Origin of the sequence: Pseudomonas sp. (assembly GCF_033723075.1) — a bacterium.
In the GTDB taxonomy this organism is placed as follows: Bacteria; Pseudomonadota; Gammaproteobacteria; order Pseudomonadales; family Pseudomonadaceae; genus Aquipseudomonas.
This window is the reverse complement of the sequence record NZ_JAWVXU010000003.1, coordinates 210,943-237,412: the sequence shown is the minus strand read 5'-3', so window position 1 is coordinate 237,412 and position 26,470 is coordinate 210,943. Positions and strand designations below refer to the sequence as shown.

The 26,470-nt window shown below is 57.7% G+C and carries 21 protein-coding genes and 1 other RNA gene; 14 read left to right on the top strand and 8 right to left on the bottom strand.

Features of this window, described 5'->3' with window-relative positions; genetic code table 11:
- Window positions 1-5: 5 nt before the first annotated feature.
- From R3355_RS05430 to R3355_RS05390, 9 genes are all read left to right on the top strand, one after another.
- Window positions 6-1,016 carry a polysaccharide biosynthesis protein gene (locus R3355_RS05430; protein ID WP_318960372.1) on the top strand — a complete coding sequence of 337 codons (1,011 nt, stop codon included), beginning with the start codon at window positions 6-8 and terminating at the stop codon, window positions 1,014-1,016.
- A 194-nt stretch (window positions 1,017-1,210) separates the two neighbouring features.
- Window positions 1,211-2,053: a glycosyltransferase family 2 protein gene (locus R3355_RS05425; protein WP_318960371.1), complete on the top strand. Its 843-nt coding sequence runs from the start codon at window positions 1,211-1,213 to the stop codon at window positions 2,051-2,053.
- Window positions 2,050-3,099, top strand: a complete 1,050-nt coding sequence (locus tag R3355_RS05420) for an EpsG family protein (RefSeq protein WP_318960370.1) — start codon at window positions 2,050-2,052, stop codon at window positions 3,097-3,099. The genes R3355_RS05425 and R3355_RS05420 overlap by 4 nt, the downstream gene beginning before the upstream one ends.
- A gap of 105 nt (window positions 3,100-3,204) precedes the next feature.
- A complete protein-coding gene (locus tag R3355_RS05415; RefSeq protein ID WP_318960369.1) occupies window positions 3,205-4,188 on the top strand; it encodes an NAD-dependent epimerase/dehydratase family protein in 984 nt (327 codons plus the stop codon).
- Window positions 4,181-5,323, top strand: a complete 1,143-nt coding sequence (locus tag R3355_RS05410) for a glycosyltransferase family 4 protein (RefSeq protein ID WP_318960368.1) — start codon at window positions 4,181-4,183, stop codon at window positions 5,321-5,323. Before R3355_RS05415 ends, R3355_RS05410 begins: the two co-directional genes overlap by 8 nt.
- Window positions 5,324-5,401: 78 nt before the next feature.
- Complete coding sequence (locus tag R3355_RS05405) at window positions 5,402-6,364, top strand: SDR family oxidoreductase (RefSeq protein WP_318960367.1); 963 nt, start codon at window positions 5,402-5,404, stop codon at window positions 6,362-6,364.
- A complete protein-coding gene (locus tag R3355_RS05400) occupies window positions 6,361-7,395 on the top strand; it encodes a glycosyltransferase family 4 protein (protein WP_318960366.1) in 1,035 nt (344 codons plus the stop codon). Before R3355_RS05405 ends, R3355_RS05400 begins: the two co-directional genes overlap by 4 nt.
- Complete coding sequence (locus R3355_RS05395; RefSeq protein ID WP_318960365.1) at window positions 7,392-7,988, top strand: acetyltransferase; 597 nt, start codon at window positions 7,392-7,394, stop codon at window positions 7,986-7,988. Before R3355_RS05400 ends, R3355_RS05395 begins: the two co-directional genes overlap by 4 nt.
- 269 nt (window positions 7,989-8,257) lie before the next feature.
- Window positions 8,258-10,186 (top strand): polysaccharide biosynthesis protein, encoded by a 1,929-nt coding sequence (locus R3355_RS05390; RefSeq protein WP_413243483.1) that lies wholly within the window; start codon window positions 8,258-8,260, stop codon window positions 10,184-10,186.
- A gap of 216 nt (window positions 10,187-10,402) precedes the next feature.
- Here R3355_RS05390 and R3355_RS05385 read toward each other — a convergent pair whose 3' ends face one another.
- The gene (locus tag R3355_RS05385) at window positions 10,403-10,681 is read right to left on the bottom strand and encodes an HU family DNA-binding protein (RefSeq protein WP_318947198.1); all 279 of its coding nucleotides are present in this window, start codon (window positions 10,679-10,681) and stop codon (window positions 10,403-10,405) included.
- 353 nt (window positions 10,682-11,034) lie between these two features.
- On the opposite strand from R3355_RS05385, the gene ffs reads away from it, so the two are divergent.
- An RNA gene (gene ffs, locus R3355_RS05380) (signal recognition particle sRNA small type) lies at window positions 11,035-11,131 on the top strand.
- Window positions 11,132-11,562: 431 nt separating this feature from the next.
- Here the strand turns inward: ffs and R3355_RS05375 are convergent.
- The 3 genes from R3355_RS05375 to R3355_RS05365 all read right to left on the bottom strand — a co-directional run bounded on the left by R3355_RS05375 (window position 11,563) and on the right by R3355_RS05365 (window position 12,388).
- The gene (locus R3355_RS05375) at window positions 11,563-11,694 is read right to left on the bottom strand and encodes a hypothetical protein (RefSeq protein WP_318960363.1); all 132 of its coding nucleotides are present in this window, start codon (window positions 11,692-11,694) and stop codon (window positions 11,563-11,565) included.
- Window positions 11,695-11,820: 126 nt separating this feature from the next.
- Window positions 11,821-12,108, bottom strand: coding sequence for a DUF3509 domain-containing protein (locus tag R3355_RS05370; RefSeq protein ID WP_318947197.1), 288 nt, complete (start codon window positions 12,106-12,108; stop codon window positions 11,821-11,823).
- A 58-nt stretch (window positions 12,109-12,166) separates the two neighbouring features.
- The gene (locus tag R3355_RS05365; RefSeq protein WP_172151094.1) at window positions 12,167-12,388 is read right to left on the bottom strand and encodes a hypothetical protein; all 222 of its coding nucleotides are present in this window, start codon (window positions 12,386-12,388) and stop codon (window positions 12,167-12,169) included.
- 677 nt (window positions 12,389-13,065) lie between these two features.
- Between R3355_RS05365 and dnaX the strand changes: the two genes are divergently transcribed.
- The 4 genes from dnaX (at window position 13,066) to R3355_RS05345 (ending at window position 17,893) form a co-directional block, all read left to right on the top strand.
- Window positions 13,066-15,144 (top strand): DNA polymerase III subunit gamma/tau, encoded by a 2,079-nt coding sequence (gene dnaX, locus R3355_RS05360; RefSeq protein WP_318960362.1) that lies wholly within the window; start codon window positions 13,066-13,068, stop codon window positions 15,142-15,144.
- 18 nt (window positions 15,145-15,162) lie between these two features.
- Window positions 15,163-15,489, top strand: a complete 327-nt coding sequence (locus R3355_RS05355; RefSeq protein ID WP_318947195.1) for a YbaB/EbfC family nucleoid-associated protein — start codon at window positions 15,163-15,165, stop codon at window positions 15,487-15,489.
- A 178-nt stretch (window positions 15,490-15,667) separates the two neighbouring features.
- Window positions 15,668-16,267, top strand: coding sequence for a recombination mediator RecR (recR, locus tag R3355_RS05350; RefSeq protein WP_318947194.1), 600 nt, complete (start codon window positions 15,668-15,670; stop codon window positions 16,265-16,267).
- Between the two features lie 477 nt (window positions 16,268-16,744).
- The gene (locus R3355_RS05345) at window positions 16,745-17,893 is read left to right on the top strand and encodes an acyl-CoA dehydrogenase family protein (protein WP_318960361.1); all 1,149 of its coding nucleotides are present in this window, start codon (window positions 16,745-16,747) and stop codon (window positions 17,891-17,893) included.
- Between the two features lie 176 nt (window positions 17,894-18,069).
- Here R3355_RS05345 and R3355_RS05340 read toward each other — a convergent pair whose 3' ends face one another.
- From R3355_RS05340 to R3355_RS05325, 4 genes are all read right to left on the bottom strand, one after another.
- Window positions 18,070-18,282: a cold-shock protein gene (locus R3355_RS05340; RefSeq protein WP_069516724.1), complete on the bottom strand. Its 213-nt coding sequence runs from the start codon at window positions 18,280-18,282 to the stop codon at window positions 18,070-18,072.
- Window positions 18,283-18,929: 647 nt separating this feature from the next.
- A complete protein-coding gene (locus R3355_RS05335; protein ID WP_318947192.1) occupies window positions 18,930-19,358 on the bottom strand; it encodes an organic hydroperoxide resistance protein in 429 nt (142 codons plus the stop codon).
- A gap of 536 nt (window positions 19,359-19,894) precedes the next feature.
- On the bottom strand, window positions 19,895-20,344 hold the full coding sequence (locus tag R3355_RS05330; RefSeq protein ID WP_318960360.1) for a MarR family transcriptional regulator: 450 nt from the start codon (window positions 20,342-20,344) through the stop codon (window positions 19,895-19,897).
- Between the two features lie 354 nt (window positions 20,345-20,698).
- Window positions 20,699-26,449, bottom strand: coding sequence for an EAL domain-containing protein (locus tag R3355_RS05325; RefSeq protein ID WP_318960359.1), 5,751 nt, complete (start codon window positions 26,447-26,449; stop codon window positions 20,699-20,701).
- Window positions 26,450-26,470 lie beyond the last annotated feature (21 nt).

Sequence of the window (26,470 nt, the reverse complement as noted above, 5' to 3'; positions counted from 1 at the left end):
GTGATATGTTTCATAATAAAGTATTGATGATTACAGGTGGGACTGGTTCATTTGGTAACACTGTCCTGAATAGGTTTATAAATACGGATGTCAAAGAGATCATCGTATTTAGCCGAGATGAAAAAAAGCAAGAGGATATGCGAATTGCTCTAAATAATCCTAAGGTTAAATTCCATATCGGTGATGTTAGGAACTATGAAAGTATAAGTCGTGCCATGGCCGGTGTTGATTATGTTTTTCACGCAGCAGCGTTAAAGCAAGTCCCGTCGTGCGAGTTTTTTCCGATGGAAGCGGTTCTGACGAATATCCACGGAACCGAGAATGTTCTGAACGCTGCAATGGAAAACAAAGTAAAGCGCGTCGTGCTGCTAAGTACTGACAAGGCTGTATACCCTATAAATTCGATGGGCATTTCAAAGGCAATGGGTGAGAAAATCCTGATCGCCAAGTCCCGTACGGTTCGGGAGGGTGGTCCAGTTTTTTGCGCGACTCGATACGGTAACGTGATGGCATCACGTGGGTCGGTTATTCCTCTTTTTGTCGACAAGATCAAAGCGGGCGACCCACTGACCGTGACGGATCCTAATATGACTCGTTTTCTGATGAGCTTAGAAGATTCTGTTGATTTAGTGCTGTATGCGTTTGAACACGGAGAACAAGGAGATATCTTTGTTCAGAAGGCACCGGCCAGTACGATCGGTGATTTGACCATTGCACTGAAAGAGCTGTTTTCCAGCAATGCACAAGTCAACACCATCGGTACTCGTCACGGCGAAAAGCTCTATGAGTCGCTTGTCTCGCGTGAGGAGATGGCCAAATCGAAGGACATGGGGCGGTACTACCGTATTCCAGCAGATAACCGCGACTTGAACTATGACAAGTTTATCGTTGAGGGGCATATCGAAGCCAATACGGTCGATGATTACACCTCTCACAACACTCAGTTGCTTAATGTCAGTGAGATCAAGACGTTGCTTTTGACATTGGATTATATAAAGCAAAGCCTTGGTCGATAAAATGTATATGCTAACGCTGCCGGAGTTTATTCAGATTTTTGCATGTAAGCTTGTTTGCGTCTGGATTGCGATATGAATAGGTGATGGGAAGTGCAGTGTTGCAATTGATAATTTAAGCTTGCCGGTTGACGGTTAATAGATTTAACTAGCGACGAGGCAGTCCTAGTCGGTTTATATAGTATCGGAAGTGCTGAATGGATACCGAATCTTGTATTCAAAAATCGTGCGTCGCTCAGGTAAGCGTCGTTATTCCTTGCTATAGTTGCAAAGAGACAATACGTCGCGCGATTGATTCTGTATATAGGCAGTCGTTGCGCCCTGCTGAAGTTATTTTGATCGATGATGCGAGTCCTGACGATACGTTAAGTGTATTGCATCAGTATGCCGCAGAGTATGCGCCAGGATGGATCAAGATTGTCTCTCTGAACGTTAATTCCGGTCCCGGCACCGCGAGAAACGAAGGTTGGAATATGGCGACGCAGCGTTATGTTGCGTTTCTCGATTCCGATGACAGTTGGCACCACCAGAAAATAGAATTGCAGTACGAGTGGATGGTACAGAACCCGACGGCTGTATTGACGGGGCAGAAAGGACTGACGATTGACGCTGTATCTGAAGTGGTGTCTAGGTTATACGAAAAGGGCGACGTAACGTTTACAGAGGTGACCCGTCACCGGTTATTGGTTTCCAATCAGTTTTCTACGCCTTCGATCATGTTGCGACGAGACCTGCCTTTCAGGTTCCCCGAGGGTAAAAGGTTCTGTGAGGACTACGAGCTTTGGTGTGATATTTGTTGCTCTGTCCTGAAATGCTATTCAATAACTCAACCTTTAACATTTTGCCATAAGCCTCTGTATGGAGCCACTGGGCTGAGTAGTCATTTGTGGAAAATGGAAAAAGGTGAACTTGACGTTTACAATGCGATGCACGGGAAGCGAAAGATTGGAGGGGCATACAGCTACGTATTGAAGACTTGGTCATTGATTCGCTATGTTCGTCGTGCGCTCAAGACACGCTTTGGCAGTGATTCTGAATGATTTACCTATTCGGCTGGCTCATTCTTTTGATCACGCTCTTTCTGACCGCGTTATCGGGCTATAAAACTCGCTTGTTTGCTGTTGTGGCCCTGCTGTTTTTTCTGGTTATCTCAGTTTCTCGTGGGGCGGTGGGTACAGATACTGACACCTACGAGTATGTAGTAGGTCAGTTGATGGGGGGGTTATCCTGGACAGGAATGGAGCCGGGTTTCGTTCTTATGAGTTGGGCGTTTGCGATAGTCACGGGTTCGGCCTCCGTTGCCATCAGGCTTGTGAGCGTCGTGATTTTCCTTATCATGTTTGTATACTTGTTTCGCTCCGATAAAAATGAAAAATTTTTGTTGCTGTCTTATATGCTTCCTGCGTTTGTCTATCAATACACGCTGAATGGGCTGAGGATTGGTGTCGCAGCCATGTTGCTGATGCTCGCGGTGCAACAAGTGAGGAGAAGTCATAAGGCGTCTGGTCTGCTTTTGGCGACCACGGCATTATTTTTTCACTACTCCTCGCTCGTCTCCTTGGTATTTATATGGGCGTCACAAACACGCTGGGTTAAGGCTTCGAATATTTTGATCGTCCCCTTAGCGAGTGCGGTCATGTTGGCGATCTTCAGCATCAATAGCGATTATTTTCTTGCTAAAGTTCTTTCTTATCAAGCCTCGGAATCGCCCAGTCCGTTTTCGGGTCTTGGGAAGGTTGCAGTACTTCTGCTGCTTATATTCGGCGTCGTTGTGTCCAGGCTCCCCAATATTGAGAAGTTGAAGCTCATATTTTTAGGCGGTGGTTTTGTTGTGGTATTTTGGGCGCTGTCGAGTATTTCATATGCAGGGCTGAGATTCCTCGACTTGATTTCTTTTTCATTTCCCTTGGCGATACTACTTACCTTTAGTCGGTGCGAATTAAATTTTGACCGTTCCATCAAGGTTATTTTTATTTTGGCTGGCTTATTGGCAGCCTTTACCAGCTACAGAAATTTTATATCTGAGGCGGGAGTCGGACCATCGCCCTTTATGCCCTATCACTTTAACGCTCTCTTAGGAGGGTGATAGCTCAATGAAAACGTTTGTCGTTATTGCATCGGACAAACACGGCGCTACAGTATGTGGTTTTATCGAGATGTTTCAGTTTTTGACCCTCGCAAGGAGTGGCTTATGAAGGTTTGCGTAACAGGCGGCACAGGATTTATCGGTGGCCCCCTTTGTACCGCTCTGCTGGATCAGGGTCATACGGTCAGCATGCTTTCTCGCAAAGGTAGTATAAGTCACCCCGGGTTGAAAGTAGTTGCTGGCGATCTGCTTGTAGAGGATCAGCTTCTGGAGTTTGTTGAGGACTGTGATATTTTATACCACTGTGCTGGTGAGGTTAAAAACACAGACTTGATGTATGACCTGCATGTCCGTGGCACAGCCAACCTTCTGAGCGCGGTAAGTAAACAAATACAACGCACCGGAGCAAATTTTCACTGGATTCAGTTGAGCAGTACGGGTGCATACGGTAAACCAGCAGCGACCCGTCATATTGATGAAGGTTTTTCGCCATCCCCTGCTGGGGATTATGAAGTGACAAAAACCATTTCTGATGAGCTGGTAATCAGTTTTGCAAAGAGTGAACCTCGGTTTAACTATACTATTTTGCGCCCTTCGATCGTGGTCGGTTCGTCCATGCCAAACCAATCTTTTTTTCAGTTGTCAGCTATGGTTCAAAAGCGTTTATTTTTCTATATTGGGTCTAAAGATGCACTTTCCACCTATGTACATGTCAATGATGTTGTCAGGGCTTTGATGTTGTGCGCCGTTGCGGAAAAAGCAAAAGGGCAGACGTTCATTTTGTCCAATGACTGCCTGCTTACTGAGGTCATTGAATCCATGGCTGATGTTTACGGTGTATCGAAGCCGGGGTTGAGGCTGCCTGAAGGTGCATTGCGACTGATGGTCAAGCTGGCCTCCCCCTTTGTCAGGCTGCCTTTGACGAACGAGCGGATTGATCAGCTTGTAAGGCGTACAGGCTACAGTTCAGCTAAAATTCAGCGAGAGATTGGGTTTGAGTTTGAGCAGTCACTGCCGCGAGCGATGCCTGAATTATTAAGTCTATTTATCAGAAAAACCAATTCCAGAGCTGTGGCGAACAATGACTAGACTGAAAAAAGTATGCGTGGTCGCTACGGTGCCGGTGGCGTTGAAAGTGTTCATGGTGGAACACATTAATAAGTTGGCGGAAACGTACAGTGTTACGGTAATGGCAAATGCGGAGGCTGGTGAAATTTATAGTTTTCTGGATAAGCGCATACATTTTATTCCACTTCCCATTCAGCGTAAGGTTTCGATATTCAGTGATTTGGTATCGTTGATAAAATTGTTCAAGATATTCACCGCTGAAAAGTTTGATTGCGTGCTTTCAATTATGCCTAAGTCGGGGCTTTTGACGATGCTTGCCGGGTACATGGCTCGCGTCCCTCGGCGTGTTCATATATTCACGGGGCAGGTCTGGTATACGAAGCAAGGTCTCTCCAGGTTTTTTCTGAAAATGCTCGACAAACTTCTCGTGTTTTCTGCAACTCACCTGCTTGCGGACAGTCCGTCACAGCGTGCTTTTTTGATCGGCGAAAAGGTTGTAAAGCCTGCGAAAATTGAAGTTTTAGGGAAGGGCTCGATCAGCGGTGTGGATCTTGTTCGCTTCAAACCGGATCCGGTTGCGCGGATAGAAATAAGACAAGAGCTTGGCCTAGATGAATCAGCCGTGGTTTTTTTGTTTATGGCGCGACTCACCTATGCAAAAGGCATCATTGACTTGGAGCGGGCTTTTACCGACGTCGCGATGACCTGCCCACAGGCTCATCTATTGATCGTCGGCCCGGATGAGGATGGTGTAGAGGAGACGCTCGCTGAGCTGAGTTCGAGGTTCAAGGGCCGCTGCCACCGGGTAGGGTTTACCAACAATCCCGAAGCCTACATGGCGGCATCCGATATTTTCAGTTTGCCGAGCTACCGCGAAGGGTTCAGTTTGGCGACTATCCAGGCAGCGGGGGTTGGTTTGCCTGCAATTGCTTCGCGAATATACGGCCTGAGTGATGCTGTTCAAGAGGGTGTGACAGGGTTACTTCATACGCCAGGGGCTATCGGAGAAATCAGCGAAGCCATGGTAAAACTTTATTCAGACAGCGAATTGCGAGCCTCGCTGGCAGAAGCGGCCCGCACGCGTGCACATACTGACTTTACTCAGTCGATGATTGTTAATGAAATGGCCGCTTACATTGATCGACTGGTGGTGTAATACGTCGCTTGGCGGCGCTTGTCGCGTTCGCGGTATTACTGGAACCGGGTTTGAATTTTTGTCTTGGGGTAATTATTGATGCATGTACTAGTCACCGGCGCTTCAGGGTTTGTAGGTCGACGGTTGGTTACAACGCTGGCGCGAAAAGACAATTACCTCGTCACAGGAGCCATACGTGGCAAAAATACTGCACCTGTTGATGCGGTGAAACTCGTCCGCGTTGCTGATCTTTCCCCCGAGACTGATTGGTCTGAAGCACTTTCGAGCGTTGATGTAGTTGTGCATGCCGCGGCGCGTGTCCACGTGATGAATGAGGCGGAGACTGATCCGCTGGCTGTATTTCGCAAGGTCAATGTGCAGGGTACTTTGAATCTGGCTCGTCAGGCGGCGGCAGCGGGTGTGCGCCGCTTTATCTTTATTAGCTCGATCAAGGTCAACGGTGAAGGCACCGCTGTAGGTGTGCCTTACCTCGCCGATGCCCAGCCTGCGCCTGCTGATCCGTATGGTATTTCAAAGATGGAGGCCGAGCAGGGGCTGCGTGCGCTCGCAACTGAAACCGGGATGGAGGTGGTGATTATTCGTCCGGTGCTGGTGTATGGGCCGGGTGTGAAAGCCAACTTCTTGAGCATGATGCGCTGGTTGCATAAGGGCGTGCCTTTGCCTTTTGGGGCTATTCACAACCGGCGCAGCCTGGTTGCCTTGGACAACCTGGTGGACCTGATCGTGACCTGCATCGGCCATCCCGCCGCCGCCAACCAGACCTTTCTGGTCAGTGATGGTGAGGATCTCTCGACTACCGAGTTGTTGCGCGGAATGGGCGTTGCCTTGGGTAAGCCAGCCCGACTGCTGCCGGTGCCGAGTCGGCTGCTGGAGGTTGGGGCAGCGATGCTCGGGAAGAGCGCGCTCTCCCAGCGGCTGTGTGGCTCGCTACAAGTCGACATCAGCAAGACACGTGAGTTACTCAACTGGACACCGCCGCTCAGCGTTGATGAAGCGTTGCGCAAGACGGCCAAGCATTTTCTGGAACAGCAACCCAAATGAGTATCTGGTGGTTATTGCCGGCGGTTGTCGGCGTTTCGCTTTTCATGACCGGCGCGCTGCGCCGTTACGCCCTGACCCGCAGCCTGATGGACATTCCCAATGCCCGCAGTTCGCACTCGGTACCGACGCCGCGTGGTGGCGGGGTGGCTATCGTGGTCAGCTTCCTGTTGGCCTTGCCGTTGATGGCGGGTATGGACTTCATCGCTTGGCCTTTGGCTTGGGCGTTGTTGGGGGCGGGGGCGGGGGTTGCCGTACTGGGCTTCCTCGATGATCACGGTCATATCGCTGCACGCTGGCGCTTGCTCGGGCATTTTACCGCGGCTATCTGGGCGCTGTTCTGGCTGGGTGGTTTGCCGCCGGTGGCTTTGTTCGGTTTCACCGTTGACCTGGGTTGGCTTGGTCATGTGCTGGCCGCGGTGTATCTGGTGTGGCTGCTCAACCTCTATAACTTTATGGATGGCATCGACGGTATTGCTAGCGTCGAGGCTATCTGTGTGTGTGTTGGTGGGGCGTTGCTGTATGCCTTGGTGGGTATCGCAGGCTCAGCTCAGCCTACGGCCTGGGTTACGCCGATGTTGCTGGCGGCTGCGGTTGCGGGGTTTCTGTTTTGGAACTTCCCGCCGGCACGGATCTTTATGGGCGATGCGGGCAGTGGCTTTCTCGGCATCACCCTGGGCGTGCTGTCTCTGCAGGCGGCCTGGGTAGCGCCGCAGTTGCTGTGGAGTTGGTTGATTCTACTTGGGGTGTTCATCGTCGATGCCACCTTTACCTTGCTACGCCGGCTGTTGCGGGGCGATAAAGTGTATGAAGCCCACCGCAGCCATGCCTATCAATATGCCTCGCGCCGGGTTGGCCGACATTTGCCGGTGACTCTGGTTGTGGGCGGGATCAATCTTCTCTGGCTGTTGCCCGTTGCGCTTTGGGTTGGTTTGGGCGGCATAGACGGTTTGTTGGGGCTGTTGATTGCTTATGTGCCGTTGCTGGGCCTGGCGGTGAAATACCATGCCGGTGAGTTGGAGCCGCGGACGTGAGCGAGCGGACATTACTTATCATCGGTGCGGGTGGTCACGGTAAGGCGGTTGCAGAAGCGGCGCTGCTGAGTGGTGAATGGCAGCGGATCGCTTTTGCCGATGACCGTTGGCCAGGATTGAGCGAGAGTTTCGGCTGGCCTGTGGTAACCAATCTGGCGGGCTTGGCTGCACTGGAGGTTCAGGTAGCGGGCGCGATTGCTGCGGTTGGCAATAACGCCGTGCGCGAACAGTGGGTCAAGGCCATTCATGCATCCGGTTTGCCGCTGGTAACGGTGGTGCATCCTCGCGCCTGCGTGAGTGCTGCCGCAACCATTGGTGCGGGTACGGCGATCATGGCCCTGGCGATGGTGGGTGTCGATGCGGTGATTGGTGAGGGCGCTATCGTCAATGCCAATGCAACAGTCGATCACGATGCCAGTCTCGGGGATTTTGCCCATCTTGGGGTTGGTGTTCAGTTGGCCGGTGGCGTGAAGATTGGCGCCCGGGCTTGGCTGCAGGCAGGGTGTAGCGCAGGTTACCGGGTTGTGGTTGCCGATGGGGTGGTATGTGCGCCTGGTACGGTACTTCAGGCTGATGTTTTGGTTGGTGTTTAGGTTGTGTGGCATGTGATGGTGTTGGGCTTGATCTCGGTGGGGCGTTTTGATTTTGGGCGGACGTCGTCCGCCATCGCGGCCATGGGCCGCTCCTACGGGTGGCGGCTGTTAGTTTCCCATCAAGAGTCAGGTTTTTCCGGCGGGGGGCTTCACTTCGCTGGTTTTCAAGTTCTCAGGATTGAGGTGTTGTTGTGTTAAGACTTGCCGAAAAGTTGCGTAGCCGTCTGGTACGGCTGCCACGACGCCATAAGCGACTGATTCAGGTCAGCATGGATGTGGGGCTGGTCTGGGCGGCGCTGTGGTTGGCTTTTTATGTGCGACTTGGAAACCCTCTTTTTGTAGAGCCATTTGCCGGGCATGCCTGGCTGTTTGCCGCCGCGCCATTGATAGCCATTCCCCTGTTCGTTCGCTTTGGCATGTACCGGGCGGTGATGCGTTATTTCGGTAACGATGCGCTGCTTGCCATCGTCAAGGCGGTTACGCTCTCTGCTTTGATTCTGGCGCTGGCGGTGTATTGGTATCAGGGGGCGCCCAAGCTCATTCCGCGCTCGATGGTCATCAACTACTGGTGGCTGAGCCTGCTGCTGATTGGTGGGCTGCGGTTGGTGATGCGTCAGTATTTTATGGGCGATTGGTACTCACCGGACCAACCCAACCGGCTCAAGGGGCGTGATGCCGGTCTGCCGAAGGTCGCGATATATGGCGCTGGCGCGGCGGGCAATCAGCTGATTGCGGCGTTGCGGTTGGGCCGGGGTATGCGACCGGTGGCCTTCATCGATGATGATGCCAATATTGCCAATCGGGTGATCGCCGGGCTGCGGGTCTACACCTCCAGGCATATCCAGCAGTTGATCAATGAAACGGGCGCCGACGAGATTCTCCTGGCGATCCCTTCGGCCAGCCGGGTTCGCCGTCGCGAGATCCTGGAGCTGCTCGAGCAGTACCCACTGCATGTGCGCAGTATTCCCGGGTTCATGGACTTGGCCAGCGGCCGGGTCAAGGTCGACGATGTACAGGAAGTGGACATCGCCGACCTGCTGGGGCGCGATGCGGTGCCGCCGCAGCGGGCTTTGTTCGAGCGCTGCATTCGTGGTCAGGTGGTGATGGTCACCGGCGCGGGTGGTTCGATTGGTTCTGAGTTGTGCCGGCAGATAGTGGCGAACGGGCCGACCACCTTGTTGCTGTTCGAGCACAGCGAATTCAACCTCTACAGTATTCACAGCGAGCTGGAACAGCGCATTCGCCGCGAGTCTCTGCCGTTGCGTTTGGTACCGATCCTGGGTTCGATTCGCAATGCCGGGCGCTTGTTCGATGTGATGCGCACCTGGGCGGTGAATACCGTGTATCACGCGGCAGCGTACAAGCATGTGCCGATGGTCGAGCACAATATCGCCGAGGGTGTGTTGAATAATGTGCTTGGCTCCACGTTCACCGCCCAGGCGGCGGTGAAGGCCGGGGTTGAGCACTTCGTGCTGATTTCCACGGATAAAGCCGTGCGCCCGACCAATGTGATGGGCAGCACCAAGCGTCTGGCCGAGATGGTGCTGCAGGCGTTGAGTGCGGAGACGGCGCCGGTGTTGTTCAGAAGTGAAGACGGTGTGCATCAGGTCAACAAGACCCGTTTCACCATGGTGCGTTTCGGCAACGTGCTGGGCTCGTCGGGCTCGGTGATTCCACGCTTCCACGATCAGATTCGTCGCGGAGGCCCGGTGACGGTGACCCATCCGAATATCACCCGCTATTTCATGACCATTCCCGAAGCAGCGCAGCTGGTGATCCAGGCCGGTGCCATGGGGCAGGGTGGCGATGTATTCGTGCTGGACATGGGCCAGCCGGTGAAGATCGTCGAGCTGGCGGAGAAGATGATTCACCTCAGCGGCCTCAGCGTGCGCTCGAGCAAGAATCCGCACGGTGACATCACCGTCGAGTTCACCGGCTTGCGCCCTGGCGAGAAGCTGTATGAGGAGTTGTTGATCGGCGATAACGTCAGCCCGACCGAGCACCCGATGATCATGCGCGCCAACGAGGAGTGTCTGTCCTGGGACGTCTTCAAGAAGGTGCTGGCCGATCTGCTCAATGCAGTCGAGCGTGATGATTACGACCGAGTGCGCCAGTTGTTGCGTGAAACGGTGAGTGGTTACGCGCCTGAAGGCGAGATCGTCGATTGGATCCACCTGCAGCGACGGATCGAGCCATAGCAGCGGTTTTGCCGATGCTGGCTGCTTGGCAGGGGGGGCTGTGCGGCGCTCTGTGACTTCGGCGTGATGCTGTCGACTGGTGGGCGGACGCTGTCCGCCCTTGCTGCTAAGAGGCCGTGCGGCTGCAAAGCCTCGCGCGCAATCTCACTCAGCTAGAGTTCCGCTGTCGGCCAGTGGTTCGGCAGGGCAGCGGATACCGCTTGCGTCGTGCGTTGATCAGTTGACCGCGTCGGTCAGGGCCTTGGCCGGTACGTATTTGACGACTTTTTTCGCGGCGATTTCGATTGCTTTGCCGGTCTGCGGGTTGCGTCCGGTGCGGGCTGGACGGTCGCTGATTTTCAACTTGCCGATGCCTGGCAAGGTGATTTCGCTACCGTTTTCCAGGGCGTCGCTGACGATTTCGCTGAGTTGCTCAAGTGCCGCACGTACGGTGTTCTTGGGTGCATCGATGGCTTCGGCGATGTCGCTGATCAGTTGGTCTTTAGTCATAGCCATGTTGTTGCTCCTTGAAATGAGAGGGTGGCGCTGAAAATGCCTCACGCAGAGTACTGCGATTTTGTCCCGTTGGCATTGCTCCCGGACAGGTTTCAGGCACTTGAGCCTTTTCTGACCCGCCGCTGCCACGGAAATTCCGTGCAGGTAGCCTGGCGGGCGCTGCAGGCCTCGGTGTAATCCGGGTCTGGCTTCGTGATCCGCCGATGGCGCAGGGCTGTTACTGGCAGCCGTGAAAGCCATCCAGTCTGTTTCGGTGGGATTCTCTCGCCTACGCGCTTGAAGCAGTTGTAAGTTCAGGACAAGCCGGTACAATGGCCCCGCTCGCCGCAAGGCGGGTAGCGTTATGGTGGCCCTGCCGGTCCCCCCGCAACGATCAACCGTGAACCCGGTCAGGCCTGGAAGGGAGCAGCCGTAGCGGTGACATTGTGTGCCGGGGTGTGGCTGGTGGGGTCGCCTCCATTTTCAAACCCGTTCGGGTTGTCTGTTAATCCTTATCTGTTTCTCTGCTTGCCTCTGGCGGGGTGCGTTTGCTTGCCTATTTGCAAAGGCGCGCAATGCCAAGGCGATGCTTGATCGTTCCCGCGTTCTGCCTGGGCATGCATTTCGTGCGCTTTGCTGGAGCTGCAGAGGCTGCTGTCCATGTTTTGTAGGCTATGTACCCATTGCGTGTTGCATGGGGCGCCCGGGGAAGCATGACACTGCTTGCAGCGGCCGTAATCGGTAGGGTGCGCTGTGCGCACCAGGCGTCTGTGGTGGCACCGGTGTTGGTGTTGGTGCGCGCGGCGCACCCTACGAAGCCAGCCCCCTACACCTGGGCGCAACAGAGTATGGAAACACAGCCTTTTGTAGGGTAGCGCGGGCCTCGTAGGGTGAGCGCAGCGCTACCCGTCGGCAATCGGTAGGTCGCCGTGCAGGTCGATCATTGCGATCTGTAGCAGTTGCAACTCTGGGTGGCGTTGTTGGTATTCATGTTGATGGGTAGCGCCGCGCTCAACCACATCCTGCAGCGGCATCTCTGCATCCAGGTACGACATGCGGGGCGTGGGGATAGTTGCCACGGTTCTACACTCTGGGCAATAAAAATGCCGCTCAGCGGGTTTGCGTGAGCGGCATTGGGCTGTGCTGGAGTTAAAGCGTTTTTAGTCGATTTGGTAGTTGAGCACGCCGTTTTGTTCTTTCAGTGCTTTGCGCATTTCTGCGGGAATGTTGCCGGAGCGAACGGCGAGTTCCAGGCGAATTTCTTCGAGGCTTTGCGCAAAGGCTTGCGAGTCATCACGTTGGGCGGCGCTGAGGACCCGGCTGTAAGCGGTGGCGTCAGCGGCGTCGATCAGGGAGAGGACGATGCCTCCGTCTGGGCGGCGCGGGCTGAAAGTAACGCGTAAAGGAGCAAACAACTGTTCGACGAACTGGCGATTAATGCTATCCATGACCGTACTCCATCCTGAGGCTAATAGATTGAGACCTCAGTGGAGTGGCGAAGTTCGGTCAGGCCAGTAACGACTGGCGCGCGCGTTCGATTACCTGCGGCAAGGATTCGCTGCTGTACTGCTCGGGGTACAGGCGCTGGGTATGCTGGGCAATACCGGCCTGGTTGACGATAGTGAAGCTGAAGTTGCCCTTGCGGCTTGCAAGGATGCGGCAATCGAATGGCGCAAAGGCGTTGGATAGGGTGCGAATGGCATCCTGAATTTGGTGTTGAGTATTCATTTTTGGGGTGTTTCCTAAAACGGGCGCGTCATTGCGCTAAATAAAGCTCCAAGCTTTCGACTTTCTGGATCGAAGGCATGAGTCTGATCGGAGCGGGACTGCGCGCATAAGTTCAGTTCTGACAGTGCTTATGCGGGTCGGTACTTCGGAGGCAGGCTGAGTCAGTGCTTGCGCAAGACGGCCTGATCAGTCAGCAGGTTGGGTCTGGTAAGGAACTGTGCGGCATCGCTTGATAGGCGGATGCGTTCGTTACCTGGAATCCATCGAGGGGGCCGGAAGGCCTGATTGACTTACAGCGTGGTACTAACGGCGCGGATGATAACTGTTCGATTGAGTCTTGACCAGCTAAACCTGCATGTGGCGTGAATGAAACCTGTCTGCTTGCTGTGGTCCGGAGTTCTGGCAACCTGACTGACAGTCGCCACCGATCACCCGCAAGCTGGCTCCTTCAATAGGCGGTCTATCGGTCGGCAGGGCGAGACGCTCCGCATCTCAGTAACGCGGGCGCAGGGCGTCCTGGCCGGGGTGTCAGGTAGAGCGCGGGATCCATCGACATTCATGGGTTCAGTCGATGCAATGATTATTGCCCGGCGGGCCCAGGCTGCGCATCGGATGCAATTTAGCCCATGCTCCGTTAGGATTAGCTCACTTTTGCTTTCATCTCGCGACGGTTTTAGATGAGTTATCAGGTTCTTGCACGTAAGTGGCGTCCGCGCTCGTTCCGCGAAATGGTTGGCCAGGCCCATGTGCTCAAGGCGCTGATCAATGCCCTCGACAGTCAGCGCCTGCATCATGCGTACCTGTTTACCGGTACCCGTGGGGTTGGCAAGACCACAATTGCGCGCATCATCGCCAAGTGCCTGAACTGCGAAACCGGGATCAGTTCGACGCCTTGCGGGGTCTGCTCTATCTGCAAGGAGATCGACGAGGGGCGTTTCGTCGACCTGATCGAGGTCGATGCTGCCAGTCGCACCAAGGTCGAAGACACTCGCGAGCTGCTGGATAACGTGCAGTACTCGCCGAGCCGCGGGCGCTTCAAGGTCTACCTGATCGACGAAGTGCACATGCTCTCTTCGCACTCGTTCAACGCCTTGCTCAAGACCCTGGAAGAGCCGCCGCCGCACGTCAAATTCCTGCTGGCGACCACCGATCCGCAGAAGCTGCCGATGACTATCTTGTCGCGCTGCTTGCAGTTCTCTTTGAAGAACATGCCGCCGGAGCGGGTGGTCGAGCACCTGACCCATGTGTTGGGTGCGGAAAATATTCCGTTTGAAGAGGATGCGCTCTGGTTGCTCGGCCGTGCGGCCGATGGCTCTATGCGCGATGCGATGAGCCTGACCGATCAGGCGATTGCCTTCGGTGAAGGCAAGGTGCTGGCGGCAGATGTGCGGGCGATGCTCGGCACCCTCGATCACGGTCAGGTGTATGGCGTGCTGCACGCTTTGCTCGAAGGCGATGCGCGCGGTCTGATCGAGGCTGTGCGTCATCTGGCAGAGCAGGGGCCCGACTGGAATGGGGTGCTTGCCGAGATTCTCAATGTCCTGCACCGCGTGGCTATCGCCCAGGCGCTGCCGGATGCGGTGGACAATGGCCAGGGCGACCGTGATCGGGTGCTGGCACTGGCCGAAGTGTTGCCTGCCGAAGATGTGCAGTTTTATTACCAGATGGGCTTGATCGGTCGGCGCGATCTGCCGTTGGCGCCGGATCCGCGTAGCGGCTTCGAGATGGTGCTGTTGCGCATGTTGGCGTTTCGGCCCGCCGATACAGGCGATGGGCCGAGGGTGGCGCTAAAGCCGCTAGGGATTAGCCAGGCCACAGCTGATCCCCGTCCCAACCCAGTGGCCGGCACGGCAGTGGCTGTGTCGGCTGTGACTGCTGCCGTGGTCGAGGCTGAAGCCGAGCCAGAGCCTGTGGTTGCTGCGCCAGCGGCTGTTGCGCCTGAGCCGACCGTCATGTCCGTGCTGCCCGAGGCGCCGTCGAGGGTCGAGCCGGAGCCGGAGCCGGAGCCTGTGGCTGAGGCGCCTGGTGCGCCGCCAACGGCTCCTGGTGCTGGCGTCCCTCAGGTCTTGGCGCAGCCGGCGCCGGTTGCGGTCACCAATCTGCCCTGGGAAGAACAGGCGCGTCCGCTCGAGGCCAGCGCTGCGCAGGCTGAGCCGCTGCCTGTGCCGGCACAGGCGGTGCAGCCGCTCAGCGGTGCGCCGCAGGTCGATACGGATGTCGACAGTGACGACGAACCGCCGCCAGGCGATTACGATTATGTGGAGATGGATGCGCAGACGTTCGACTACGATTTCGATGCGGTCGATGCGGTTCAGTCTGCCGAGCCGGACCCGCTGCCCGCTGCCAAGCCGGCGACCGGCCTGGCTGCCGACTGGCTCGAGCTGTTTCCCAAGCTTGGCCTGTCCGGCATGACCGGCAGCATCGGCGCCAACTGCACGCTGATGGAGGTCGAGGGCGACAACTGGTTGCTGCATCTCGATCCCGGGCACAGTGCGCTGTTCAATGCGACCCAGCAGCGTCGCTTGAATGATGCTCTGAATCAGTACCATGGACGCGAGTTGAACCTGCAGATCGAGTTGCGCATGCCCGAGCAGGAAACTCCGGCGCAGGCTGCGGCACGCAAGCGTGCCAATCGTCAGCGCGAAGCCGAGGAGTCGATTCACGGCGACCCGTTGGTGCAGCAAATGATTGAGCAGTTCGCCGCGGTTATCCGCGCGGACAGCATCGAACCAGTAGATACTCAAGTTAACCCCTGATTACCGAGGACTAGCACCATGATGAAAGGTGGCATGGCCGGCCTGATGAAGCAGGCCCAGCAGATGCAAGAGAAGATGCAGAAGATGCAGGAAGAGTTGGCGAACGCCGAGGTGACCGGTCAATCCGGTGCCGGCCTGGTCAGCGTGGTGATGACCGGGCGGCATGACGTCAAGCGCGTGAGCCTGGATGACAGCCTGATGCAGGAAGACAAGGAAATTCTCGAGGACCTGATCGCGGCGGCAGTGAACGATGCGGTGCGCAAGGTCGAGCAGAACAGCCAGGACAAAATGTCCGGTATGACAGCAGGTATGCAGCTGCCCCCGGGCTTCAAAATGCCGATGTGATCCGGGGCGTCCAGCCAGCGCACATGACTGCGTTGCAAGCAGGCACGGGCATCCTCATTTACAGCCAGTAAACTCCGGTGCCCGCGCCTGCTTGCGCCTTGTCCTGCACGCCGTCTGACCACCCCTGGCAGCGGCGTTGATCCCCTGCATAACATTCCTGTAGCCAACGAGTATCCCCATGAGCTTCAGCCCATTGATCCGCCAATTGATCGATTCCTTGCGCATCCTGCCGGGGGTGGGGCAGAAGACTGCCCAGCGCATGGCGTTGCAGATGCTCGAGCGTGATCGCGGTGGGGCGTTGCGCCTGGCTCAGGCGCTGACCCGGGCGATGGAAGGGGTAGGGCACTGCAAGCAGTGCCGTAGCCTGAGCGAGGATGAGGTCTGTCAGCTGTGCCTCGACCCGCGTCGCGACGACAGCTTGCTGTGTGTGGTGGAAGGGCCGATGGATGTCTATGCGGTAGAGCAAACCGGTTTTCGCGGGCGCTACTTCGTGCTCAAGGGCCATCTTTCCCCGCTCGACGGCCTGGGACCTGAGGCCATAGGCATTCCTGATCTGTTGGCGCGCATCGAGGCGGGAAGTTTCAGCGAAGTGATCCTCGCCACCAACCCCACGGTGGAAGGCGAAGCAACGGCGCATTACATTGCCCAGTTGCTGGCTAACAAGGGCCTGATCGCCTCGCGTATCGCCCATGGCATGCCGCTTGGTGGCGAGCTGGAACTGGTCGATGGCGGAACCCTGGCACATTCGATTGCCGGGCGACGACCGATTCAGCTCTGAGGTGCTCTGGCGCGCAGCAGGCTGGAGGCAGTCTGTAGGTGTCTGTAGGAGCCGAAACCCATCGCGGGCATGGCCCGCTCCTACGAGTACCCACAAGCCGATAGACGCAATTGCCCTCAGTTTGCTGCGCGACGGGGGATCTCCTACAAAGAGCGTCATAACCCATAAAATCATCGATGGTCCCCACGCTCTGTGGTACCCCGATCAGGATGCTCGGCGTCCGCTGTACTGAGGCGCGGAGCGTCTCTGTGGGAGGGGCCTGGCGGCGTTCCGCTTCAGTCGCGAAGCTTTTGCTGTTGTGTGCGAGGTTGTATGTCGTGGGCTGAAGCCCGGCCTGCGGTGACAGGCTCTGTCTTTGTCTTTGTCTTTGCGGCGTATCGGGCGCGGCTTTATCGCCTTCGCGTATGGCGCAACCCTCATCTTGTAAGCCAAGCAAGCGCTCGGTAAGGTCGTGGAAACCTTTGCGGGAGCTGCCCCATGTCTGTCTTTCAGGAATATTTCGATGCGTCCCAGCAACTGGTGCGCGATTCTGTGCGGCGTTTCGTCGAGCGGGAAATTTTGCCGCACATAGACGAATGGGAAGAGGCCGAGGAGTTTCCCCGTGAGCTGTACCTCAAGGCTGGTGCCGCCGGGATTCTTGGTATCGGCTACCCGGAGCGCTTTGGTGGCAGTCATGAGGGCGATATCTTCGCCAAGGTCGCCGCCAGCGAAGAGTTGATGCGCTCTGGTTCCGGTGGCCTGGTCGCTGGCCTGGGTTCGCTGGATATCGGGCTGCCGCCGGTGGTCAAGTGGGCCGCGCCTGCGTTGCGCGAGCGCATAGTGCCCCAGGTGCTTGCGGGAGAGAGGATCATGGCTTTGGCGGTGACCGAGCCGTCAGGTGGTTCCGATGTAGCCAATCTGAAGACCCGCGCGGTGCGTGACGGTGGTTGCTATCGAGTGACCGGTAGCAAGACCTTTATCACCAGTGGCATCCGTGCCGACTACTACACGGTAGCGGTGCGGACCGGCGGCGACGGTTTCGGTGGCGTCAGTCTGTTGCTGATAGAGAAGGGCACGCCCGGTTTCACTGTCGGACGCAAGTTGAAGAAGATGGGCTGGTGGGCATCGGATACCGCCGAGCTGTTCTTCGACGACTGCAGGGTTCCGCTGTCGAACCTGATCGGTGCCGAGAACATGGGCTTTGCCTGCATCATGGCCAACTTCCAGAGCGAGCGATTGTCTCTGGCGATCATGGCCAATATGACGGCGCAGCTGGCCTTCGAGGAAGCGATGAAGTGGGCGCAGCAGCGTGAGGCGTTCGGCAAGCCTATCGGCAAGTTTCAGGTGCTCAAGCACCGATTGGCAGAGATGGCTACCCAGTTGGAAGTCTCCCGCGAGTTCACCTACCGTCAGGCGGCGAAGATGGCAGCGGGCAAGAGCGTGATAAAGGAGATCTCCATGGCGAAGAACTTCGCCACCGACATTGCCGATCGACTGACCTACGATGCGGTGCAGATCATGGGGGGGATGGGGTATATGAGAGAAAGTCTGGTGGAGCGTCTGTACCGCGATAATCGGATTCTGTCGATTGGCGGCGGCTCGCGCGAGATCATGAACGAGATCATCAGCAAGCAGATGGGCTTGTAGGGCGGGGTTTGGCTCTTCGGGGGAGCGCGGAAGCCTTACAGGCTCTCGGAGGTGGTGTTTGGCGCCTGAGCGTCTTTTCGTGCGGGTGTGGGCGCTATCAAGGTCAGGGGGCGTTCAGTAAGCACAAAAAAACAAGCCCCGCTTGTGCGGGGCTCGTCTTGAACAGGACAGGAAGCTTAAGCTACCTGTACCTCTTCAGCTTGCATACCTTTCTGGCCACGAGCAGCCACGTAGGTAACGGTTTGGCCTTCTTTCAGGCTCTTGAAACCGTCGCTTTGGATAGCTTTGAAGTGGACGAACAGATCATCGCCGCCGTTAGTCGGGGTAATGAAGCCGAAGCCTTTTTCATCGTTGAACCATTTGACGGTGCCAGTTTCGCGGTTAGCCATGATGTATCTCTTATAAATCGATGCGGATTGCAGTACTAGAAATACCCCAGCAAGGTGATGAACGCAATGATTTTTCGGTATTGAGTGGCTTTGACAGGAAATTAACTCTGCCCGATTGGGCTGCTGAATTCGGCTTTGGTTGGCTGCTTCTGCTCTGTTTGCCGCTGATCTTCGTCTTTTTGCCTGCATATCGACGAAGTTGTCTGAAATGTGTCCAGCTCGGGCTGTCCCGGGGTTGGCGGAGCCTTGAACGGCGCTACTTCGAACTCAGGCGCACCTCTTGGAGGCCTTGTCCGATGATGCCGACGCAGTTTCTTGAGCTGTGCCCGCGTTCACCCTGGTCTTTCGGTTCGGCGCTTGTGGAAATATCCAGCGCCGTCGCGAGCTCGCCTCCAAGCTCCCAACGCGTAGCCCGGATTACATCCAGGCTACAAAAGAATGCTGCTCACCTGGCTTAGTGAACAGCGTTGCCGCAGCAGGCGGAGTTTGTTCACAGGCTCTCAGGCCTCCTGTCTCGGTTAGCGGGTTTGTGCTGCTGTAGCGGTACGCCAAGGCCGCACCTGGCCGAGAAGCCCTGCTTGATGCGGTTGGCGGACTCCTGATGGATCGGGTCGCCGACAGTGCCGCGACCCGCTGGCTGTTTGGGGTTAGTCGATCAGGGTCAGGGTGACGTCGATATTACCGCGGGTGGCGTTGGAGTAGGGGCAGACGACGTGCGCACGCTCGATCAGGGTCTGTGCCTGCTCGCGGTTCATGCCTGGCAGGCTGATGCGCAACTCGACTTCGATGCCGAAACCGTTGGGGATGGCGCCGATACCGACCACGCCCTCGATCGAGGCATCGGCCGGGATGGCCAGCTTGTCGCGACCGGCGACGAACTTCATCGCGCCGATGAAGCAGGCCGAATAACCGGCGGCGAACAGTTGCTCGGGGTTGGTGCCCTGGCCGCCGGCACCGCCGAGCTCTTTCGGGGTGCTCAGGGCGACGTCGAGCACGCCATCGGAGGAGATGGCTCGGCCGTCGCGGCCGCCGGTGGCTTCTGCGTAGGCGCGGTAAGCAATGGTTTCAATCGACATGCTGGTAATCCTCTAGAAACTGTTGGGTTTGGTTGTTGCGGTTGTTGCGGTTGTTGCATTCGGTTCGTCGAGCGCGGCGACCAGTCTTCGTTGGGGGAGCGAAGACAGCTACAAGATATTCCATGGCTTGTCGCGCTAATAGTTTGTGCGCTAATCAATTCATGGGCCGAACTGTAGTGAACATTATTTTTGCGCGCAAGATATATATTTGGATAATTCGCGATAAGAACAACTAATTCTGGAATAAGTAGCGGCTTTGCTTGCGAGATCAGGAAGGGGCGGGCGGCATTCCGGCGCGGACGGTTCGACGGTTCGACGCCTCGACGTGGGAACGATCAACCGGGCAGCCCTGCGGGCGGCATTCGCCGCGGGACGTGCCTCCTACAAGGGTGTGGGGTAGGCCGCAAGCCTGTCGGTGAGCACATGGATGGAGGCGCTAGGAAAAATCCAGATGGCTCCCACGCTCTGCGTGGGAGCCCAGCCCTGGGCGCTCTGCGTCCGTCGTGCCGGGACGCGGAGCGCCTAGGGCGCCGAGTTCAGACCGCCTGTTGCAGGCTGTTGCGCAGGGCTACCAGTTCGTCCTTGAGTGCTGCCAGTTGTTCTATCGATTGTTGGCTGGCCTCGACGATGCACGTGGGGATGGCTCTGGCCTGTTCGCGCAAGGCGCGGCCTTTATCGGTGAGGAACAGTTCGACCACGCGTTCGTCGGCGCTGCTGCGAATGCGCTTGAGCAGGCCTTCGGCTTCCAGGCGTTTGAGCAGCGGGGTGAGGGAGCCTGGGTCGGTGAGCAGGCGTGCACTGATCTCGCCGACGGTAATGCCGTCGCCTTGCCAGAGCACCATCATGGCCAGGTACTGTGGGTAGGTCAGGCCCAGCTCCTGCAGCAACGGCTTGTACACCTTGGTCATCAGCAGCGAGGTGGAATACAGGGCGAAGCACAATTGATTGTCGAGCAGCAGTTCGGCGCAGGTGTCTTGCATGGCCATCAGGCTCTCCGGCAGCAAGGAAGGAATGGCGATAACTTATCGCGCTAACTAACGTTATGCCAATTGAATGGGCAGTGAAACAGCGTTCGCCAACTGCGACTGCTTCAATTGGTCGGGCGACTGCGGCGGCGATCCGTTCGGAGCGCAGCGACAGCCCGCCAGAATGGGGGCGCGGCGATAAACCAGGGTGCACTGCCTGTGGCGCGCCCTGACCGGCAAAAATCCTCGCTGCGGCCTTGCGCTCGTCGATAGCAGTCGGCATGCCGCTACCAAGCCAAGGACGCGCATGGGCCGCGCAGGGTTGTCGTCAGGCGGTGCCCGGGTGCGACAGCCGGTTGTGCACGCCGCGGCCGTTCACTGCTGCTCGGTGGTGTTGCTCCCGGTGGTTGCCTCTTCTTTTTTCGCGGCCAGGTTGAAGTGCTGGAACGCCTGGGCGACGGTGGCCCGCAGTTGGGCATCGTCCCAGGGTTTGGTGAGGAATTTGTAGATGGCCCCCTGGTTGATCGCCTCGGTCACCGATGTCAGGTCGGTGTAGCCGGACAGCACAATGCGGATGGTGTCCGGGTAGAGATCCTTGACCCGGCTGAAGAACGCGGTGCCGTTCATTTCCGGCATGCGCTGGTCGGAGAGAATGACCTGTACCTCGTGCTTGGCCAGCAGAGCGAAGGCGTCTTGTGCCCGGTTGGCAGTCAGGACGTGATAGCCGTCGCGCCGCAGTACCCGGGTTAGGGCGCGAAGAATATTCTCTTCGTCATCGAGCAATAACAGCGTCTGCTTGCTGCTATTGGCCGTATTGTCAGGCGCTGGCAAGACAAGCTTGGCGCGCTGCTGCAGCAGGTAATGCTTCAGCGTTGTCAGTGGTATGGGCTTGGCGAAGTAGTAGCCCTGGAATTCATCGCAGTGGCTTTTCTTCAGGAAGGCGATCTGCGCCTCGGTTTCCACCCCTTCGGCGATCACCTTGAGTTTCAGGTGGTGGGCCATGGAAATGATGCCTTGGGTGATCGCCGCATCATTCCGGTCGCTGATCACGTCCTGGATGAAGGAGCGGTCGATCTTGACCTTGTCGATGGGCAAGCGCTTGAGGTAGTTGAGGCTGGAGAAGCCGGTGCCGAAGTCGTCGATGGCAATGCGTACGCCCAGGTCTTTCAGTGCGTGCAGGGTGAAGATGGCTCGCTCGGCATTCGCCAGCAACACGGTTTCGGTGATTTCCAACTCCAGCAGTTCTGCCGGCAGCTGGGCCTGGATGAGGCTGCTGCGTACGAACTCGACGAAGTTGGCGCGCTGGAACTGCACTGGCGAAATATTCACCGCCATCACTGCACCATCGAAGCCTTGATCGAGCAGCAGGCGGGCATCGCGGCAGGCGGTTTTGAGTACCCACTCACTGAGCGGAATGATCTGTCCGGTGTCCTCGGCTATGGGCACGAACTGCGCCGGCGAAATGAAACCCTTCTCGGCGTGCTGCCAGCGCAACAGCGCCTCGTAACCAATCACCCGGCCCGTGCGACTGTTGATTTGCGGCTGGTAGTAGAGTTCGAAGGCTTCGGTATCGATGGCTTTTTGCAGTTCGTTGCGCAGGGTCACCCGTTCGCTGACCTTCTGATTGAGATCCTCGGTGTACCACTGATAGTTGTTGCGACCTTGCTGCTTGGCTTTGTACATGGCCAGGTCGGCCTGCTGGATCAGTTGCATCGGCTGTTCGATGCTGCCGTCGCTGAGGGTGATGCCAATGCTCGCGGTGATGTGCAGGTCGACGCCGCCGATCGTATAGGGCCGCGCAATGCTCTCCATGATCCGCTCTGTGACCAGCAACACGTCCTCTTCGCGGGCCAGGTCCGGCAGGATGACGATGAACTCGTCGCCGCCAAGCCGCGCCACTGTGTCGCCTGGGCGGACCTGCTGGTTCATGCGTCGCGCCACTTCGACCAGGATCAGGTCGCCGGCACTGTGACCCATGCTGTCGTTGATCGGCTTGAAACCGTCCAGGTCGATGAACATGACTGCCAGGCTGCGCTTGTAGCGGCGGCTGATCTGGCAGCCCTGGTTGAGGCGATCCTCCAGCAGGGATCGATTGGGCAGGCCGGTGAGCACGTCGTGGCTGGCGTTGTAGGCCAGTTCGGATTCGAAGCGTTTCTGCTCGGAAATATCGTTTTGCACGCCGATGAAGTGGGTGATCTCGCCCTCCTCGTTAGGCACCGGGGCGATATACAGATCGTTCCAGAAGGGCGTGCCGTCCTTGCGAAAGTTGCGCAACACCACGTGGGAATCGCGTTTTTCCGCCAGGCCCTGGCGAATTTCGCCGATGCCCGCTTGTTCGTGCTCGTTACCCTGGAGAAAGCGGCAGTTTTGCCCGATGGCTTCTGCTGCGCTGTAGCCGGTGATGCGTTCGAATGCCGGATTGACGTAGATGATCGGCTGGTCATCGGCCAGGGCGTCGCAGATCAGTGCGCCGTTGTAACTGGCTTCCAGGCTGCGCTTGAGCAGGCGTAGCTGCTTGTCGGCCTCTTTCTGGGCGGTGATGTCGCGGAAGGCGACCACCCAGCCCTGGGGGGTGTCGTCATCGAGCAGGGGCGCACTGTCGTAGGCGATATAGCGCTCGCCCTGAGACGTCAGCGATAGTTTGATCTCGCCATGGAAGCTGGTGGTTCGCTGGTTATGTTCGCTGTCGTTGAGCGCCAGCGGCAGGTAGCTGGCCAGGGCCTGGCCGAGCAGGGTTTGTGCTGGCTGGCCGAGCAGTTCGGCGGCGGTGGGGTTGACGAAACTCAGCAGGCCCTGGCGATCTACCGCAAGCAGGCCCTCGGCGATGCTGTTGGTAATCGCCGAGGTGAACTGCAGCTGGGATTTCAGGCGGCGTTCACCGGTGATCACCGCTTGCATCAGGCGGTTGTTTTCCAGTGCCGCGACGGCCATCTGGGCAAACTGCTGGGCAATCGCCAGGTCGTCCGGGTTGAATTCGCCGTCGTACTTGTCCGATAGCTGCAGCAGGCCGAAATGGGCCCCGCTGTGGTCGCTCAGGGGTACCGCAAGCAAGCCGCGCAGGGGCGGGTGGTGATGGTCGGCACGGCTCAGCTCCGGCCAGCAGGGGTGCTGTTGCAGTTCTGCCTGGGTCAGCAGGGTCGGCTGATCGATCTCGCTGGTCAGGGTGTGGATGGCGCTGTCGCCGAGCGGGTCGGGGGCGTCATGCCAGGCTGGGTATTTTTCCGAAAGCGAGACGGCGTTAATCGAGTGTGCCCAGTTGCCGCCCCGGTTCAGGCTCATGGCCGACTGGTGTGCACCGAGCAGCAAGCGCAGGCGTTCGCTCATGTAGTCCAGCAGCGATTGGGTGCCCATGATGCTGTTGATGTTGACGGCGGTTGCACTCAGGCCGCGCAGCAGTTCGGCCTGATGTTCGGAGTGCTGCAAGGCTTCGCGCAGGGCGCGGGTCATGCGGTTGCGCTCGCTGATGTCCTTGGCGATGGCGAACACCCCGACAATTTTCTCGTCGATGATGATCGGCAGGTTGGTGATGTCCACTTCCAGCAGTTGGCCGTCGCTGTTGCGGCAGCGAACTTCGTGGCTTCGGCTGTCGCTGCTGCTGGCGGAATCAATGTAGTTCTGGATCAGTGCCAGGTCTTCGTTGTGTACCAGCATCGACATGTGTTGTCCGAGCAGCTGCGCTTCGCTGTAGCCGGACAGCTGGCAGCCCGCCTGGTTCATGCTCTCGAAATTGCCGTTCAGGTCGAACGAGAACACCGGATTGGGGTTGAAGGTGAACAGCGAGCGATAGCGCTGTTCGCTGGCCTGCAGGCGCAGACGGTCGTGCTGGCGTTCAATGGCGATGGCCGCCAGTTGGCCGACGGTGGCCATCAGTTGCAGATGATCGTCGTTTGGGCCACCGGGTTGGTGGCTGTAGATGGCGAAGGTGCCGAGTACGTCGCCATGGTGGGAGATCAGCGGGATCGACCAGCAGGCATGCAGGCCATGCTGCAAGGCCAGGTCGCGAAACTCATGCCAGAGCGGGTCGCTGTCGATGTCTTCGACGATGACCAATTGGCGGCGATACACGGCCGTGCCACAAGAGCCGACACTGGGGCCGATGGTGATGCCATGTACTGCCCGGTTGAAACTCTCCGGCAGGCTCGGCGTAGCGCCGTGGATCAGGTGTTTCTGTTCGCTATCGACCAGTAGCACCGAGCACAGGGTGTCGGGCGCCTGAGATTGGGCCAGCAGGCAGATGGTTTTGAGGATATCCGGCAGCGCTTGGTCGGTGGAGATCATGCTGAGGATGTCGCGCTGATCCTCGGCGTAGGCTTCGTTGTACACCAGGCGGGTGACGTCATGGGCCACGGCGAACAGGGTGCGATCGTTCTCCGACCAGCCTGCGGACCAGAGCAGATGGACAATGCTGCCATCCTTGCGCCGAGCGCTGTTGCGAAAGCCGTGATGGGATTCGCCTGCCATGATGGCGTCGACCGTGGCCTGAGTGCGTTCGCGGTCTTCGGCCGCGATGAATTGCAGGTAGGGTTGCCCCATCAGCTCTTCTGGTGAGTAGCCGAGCACTGTGCTGGCGGACGGGCTGAGTCGGGTGAAGCGACCCTGGGCGTCGATCGAGCAGAGCACGTCCATGGAATAGTCCATGATCCGCTGATTGAGCTCCTGCAGCTCGGCCTGGCGGCGCAGGCTGCGCTCAAGCCTCCGGTTGCTCTGCTGCAGGTGTTTGGAGTGCTCGATGGCCAGCAGGGCGAGGCGCTGACTGACCATGATCACGAGGCTGAAGGCCAGGCCGAACAGGACCACGATGCCGGGCAAATGGTTGGCGGTCAGGCTGGTGGTGTCAGCGTCCTGGTAGCTGACCAGGCGCCAGTTGTTGGCGGTCGGCCCGAGCAGCTTGCTGGTGCCTGCCTCGGTGGATGTGCTGCTGGCTTTGTCGAACAGCAAATGCTCGCCCTGATAGATCCGCGCGCCGTTGTCATGCGGCTCGTTGCCCAGACCGTCTTGCAGGGTACGGGTCAGGTCCAGGCTGGTTACCAGCGTCCAGTCAGGGTTGTTCGGCAAGATCAGACGGGTCGCCATCAGCCCCTGGGGCTGGTCGGCGAGATCATAGGCCTCGCTCATGTGCGCCTTACCGTCGCGGGGGAGGCGTTCTAGCCAGGCGCGCGGACTGGTTTGGTCAAGCAGGGTGGTCAGTTGTTCGGTATCTACCTGGCTGCGGCCGAGCAGCCGTTGTGGGCGCAGGTGCTCATCGAGCAGGGCGATCACGCCGATATCGGCAAAATCGCGCAGGTAATTGTGGCTCTCTTGTTGCCATTGCGCGTGTGTGGGCAGATTTCTGTTGGCTGCCCAATGTTCCGCTGTGCGCTGGATCAGCGAGAGACGGGTATCCAGGCTGCTGGTGATCGAGTTCTGCTGCTTGGCCAGCAGGAGTTCGCTTTGTCGGCTGTTCGATTCGATGTTCTGCAGGGTCAGCAGATACCAGACGCTGCAGGTAATGAGGGTGCCGAGGGCGCCGGTCAGGATAGTGCTGCGTACGAGCAGGTGGCGACGTTCGGCGGGCAGTCGATTGAGACACAGCAGCGCAAGGCCCATGGACAAGGCGAACATATTGGCCGGGCGGCTGATGCTGGCATTGAAACCCAGGCGCCAGGCGCCGAGATCCGGTAGCCAGGTTGACAGCAGGGACAGGCCGGCCAGCACTAGCGCGGCGCATCCGACTACAGCGTTCAGGCGCTTGCCTGTGCTACCCCGCTGGCTGCACAGCAGACCAGCGGCGAGCAGGAAGAACAGCAGGGCCAGGGGGGTGCGCATGCGCTGATAACCGCTGATCAGCGACTGGCCAGGCTCGGGGCTGCCGCTGAGCAGGTTGTACGTCAGGCTATAGAGTGCCAGCCCGAGCAGCAGGCTGAGGGTCAGGTTGACCAGCCGGGGCTTTTGCTGGATGCAGCCCAGCAGTCCAACGCCGAGCAGCAACCCTGCCAGGGCGCTGTCCGGCAGAAGCACCACCTGGTCCGTGTGGGGCTGCCACCAGAACAGATAATCCAGCAGACTGATGCCGCTGAGGACCAGAATAGTGAAAGCCAGGATATGCAGAAAAGCCTGGTAAATCAGATGGCGGGTCTTGATGTCCATCCTCGCGTCCTTATCGATCTA